The following is a 2,477-nucleotide window of genomic DNA, read 5'->3' as shown; positions in this document are numbered from 1 at the left end:
CGCGCCGCATGACCGCGGGCCCGGTCTTCATCACCGGCGCGGGCAGCGGCATCGGAGCGGCCACCGCAGCCGCCTTCGCCGCGGCCGGTCACGACGTGATCGCCACCGACATCGACGGGGCGGCGGTGGCTGCCGTCGCGGCCGCACTCGTCGCCGACGGAGGGAGGGCGACCGCACACCGCCTCGATGTGGCCGATCCCGAGGCGTGGGATGCGCTGGCTGCAGAACTGCGCGCGGCGGACCGCTCGCCCGCGATCGTCGTCAACAACGCCTACGCGCTCGTGGATGCGCCGGCGCACGAGCAGACCGAGGCCGACTGGAACCGCCAGCTGTCCGTCACGCTGTCGTCGGTGTACCGGTCGGTGCGCGCGTTCCACGCGAGTCTGGAGGCCGCCGGGGGCAGCGTGGTCAACGTCGGCAGCGTGCACGCCCTGGTCGCCTGGCCAGACCGGCCCGCCTATGCCGCGGCGAAGGGCGGCGTCGTCGCCCTCACCCGCCAACTCTCGATCGAATACGCCCCCTGGGTTCGTGTCAACTGCGTCCTGCCCGGATCGATCCTGACGAAGGTGTGGGACGGCGTGGGCGACGCCGGACGCAGCGCCGCGGCCCGCCAGGCGTCGCTCGGGCGGCTGGGTCGGCCCGACGAGGTCGCCGCGGTGATCCTCTTCCTGGCCGGCGACGGCGCCTCCTACATCACCGGCACCACCGTCGTCGTCGACGGCGGCCAGACGACGTCGGTCATCGATGTCGGCTGACGCGACGTCCGGACATCCGGTCTTCCACGGAGTGCTGCCGGTGCTGGAGACCCCGTTCACCGCGACCGACGACGTGGATTTCGAGGGATTCGAGCGGCTGGCCGCCCATGTGGCCTCGACACCCGTTTCCGGTCTGATGTTCCCCGGATTCGCGAGCGAGTTCATGAAGCTCAGCCGCGACGAGCGCCACGAGCTCGGGCTGCTGGTGATCGCTGCGGCCCAGGACCGGCCGGGCGTCGCCTCCGTCCTCTCGGTGCCGGATCACGCGACCCGCCTCGCCGTCGAGGAGGCCGAGTGGGCGGTCGCGCACGGGGCCGACGCCCTGAACGTGCTGCCTCCGTCCTTCCTGAACCCGAGCCGAAGCGAGGTTCTCGCGCACCTGGCGGCGGTGCTCGAGTCCGTGCCGGCGACGCCGGTGATCGTTCAGCTCGCACCGGGGCTGACCGGCGCCTCCTTCGCTCCCGACGACCTCGTGGACCTCGCGGCCCGATTCGCCAACCTGGCCGCGGTGAAGGTCGAGGCCGTGCCACCCGGCCGGATGGTCTCGCGGTTCGGCGGGCTGCAGCCCCGGCTGCCCTGCCTGGTCGGCTACGGGGGCCTGTACCTGCCCGACGCCCTGGCGCGCGGCGCGGTCGGCCTGCAGCCCGGATGCAGCGTCGTCGAGCTGTACCACCTGCTGTGGGCGCTGTGGACCGCAGGCGACCGCGACGGCTTCCACGCTCTGCACCGTCGTATGGCGCCGTACCTCCTGGAGTGGATGCAGCACGTGGAGTTCATCGTGCAGGTGGAGAAGACGATCTCGGTCCGCCGGGGGCTCATCGCCTCCGACCGCTGCCGCACGCCGGGGTACCGGCTCGACGCCGAAGAGCTCGCCGGGGTCGACCGGTTCCTGGTCGAGTTCGCCGGCGAGCTCGCGCTGTCCTGAACACCACCGAAGGAAAGGCCAGACCATGCGCACATCAGACCTCACCGCGAGCGTCGACGGCGTCAGCATCCGGTTGGTGACGGGCGTCGGCGGAGGCTTCCGGCTCCTGGTCGACGGTGCGGACGGGCCGGACTGGATCGCGTCCTTCGGCGCCGACGCGCAGCTCGACCACGCCGAGCTCGTCGACCGCGGCCTGCTGATCTCGTTCCGCCCGCATCCCGGCGCCCGACCGGGCGACTTCGGCGAGCTGGTGCTCACCGCGGTCGTGACCCTGGGCTCCGAAGCGGGCCGCAGCCCGAGATCGGTGACGCGCATCCGCCTCTCGGGCCCGGAGGACTACCCGCTCGACGAGTACGCCGGCCCAACGGTCACCCCCCGGCCGGACGGCTCCTCGCGCGACCAGTGGCGCTACCTGCTGCCCGACGGGGAGGGCCTGTGGATGCGCGCCGACGGCAGCGGGCCCGGAAGTCGCCCGCGTCTCGTCTTCCACGAGCACCGCATCTCGCTGCCGATGAGCGCCCTGGTCGACGACGACGGCGCCGCCCTGATGGTGTCGGGCGTGGGCGGCAACGATCACGCCGTCGACTTCGTCTTCGGCGGCAGCGCGGACGACCTGTCGGGCATGCGGCTCGTCAACTTCGCGTCGCTCGGCACCTGGCACCACGACCGCGAGTGGCGCATCGCCACGGTCCAAACGGGTGGCGCGCCGGCGCTCGCGATCGAAGTGGCGGCGCAGCTGCGTGAGCAGGGGATGCGGCTGATGACGCAGACGGAGAAGATGACCGAGCGGGGGGTGC

At 72.5% G+C, this 2,477-nt stretch carries 3 protein-coding genes; all 3 read left to right on the top strand.

Going from position 1 to position 2,477, the window contains the following annotated elements; all coding sequences use genetic code 11:
• Positions 1 to 755 (top strand): SDR family NAD(P)-dependent oxidoreductase (locus ACFE60_RS18790; protein WP_375390371.1); only part of this gene is annotated, 755 nt, incomplete at its 5' end.
• A complete protein-coding gene (locus ACFE60_RS18785; RefSeq protein WP_375390370.1) occupies positions 745 to 1,680 on the top strand; it encodes a dihydrodipicolinate synthase family protein in 936 nt (311 codons plus the stop codon). The genes ACFE60_RS18790 and ACFE60_RS18785, both read left to right, overlap by 11 nt.
• A 25-nt stretch (positions 1,681 to 1,705) precedes the next feature.
• On the top strand, positions 1,706 to 2,477 hold a 772-nt coding region (locus ACFE60_RS18780; RefSeq protein ID WP_375390369.1), incomplete at its 3' end, for a hypothetical protein.

This window comes from uncultured Amnibacterium sp., from assembly GCF_964245895.1.
Taxonomy (GTDB): Bacteria; Actinomycetota; Actinomycetes; order Actinomycetales; family Microbacteriaceae; genus Amnibacterium.
Note: the sequence above shows the minus strand (reverse complement) of the source record. Positions and strands in the feature narration are given on the sequence as shown.

Bases quoted from the DNA above. Each gene is read 5' to 3' on its own strand.
- ACFE60_RS18785 (WP_375390370.1), top strand. From the start codon at position 745: ATGTCGGCTGACGCGACGTCCGGACATCCGGTCTTCCACGGAGTGCTG.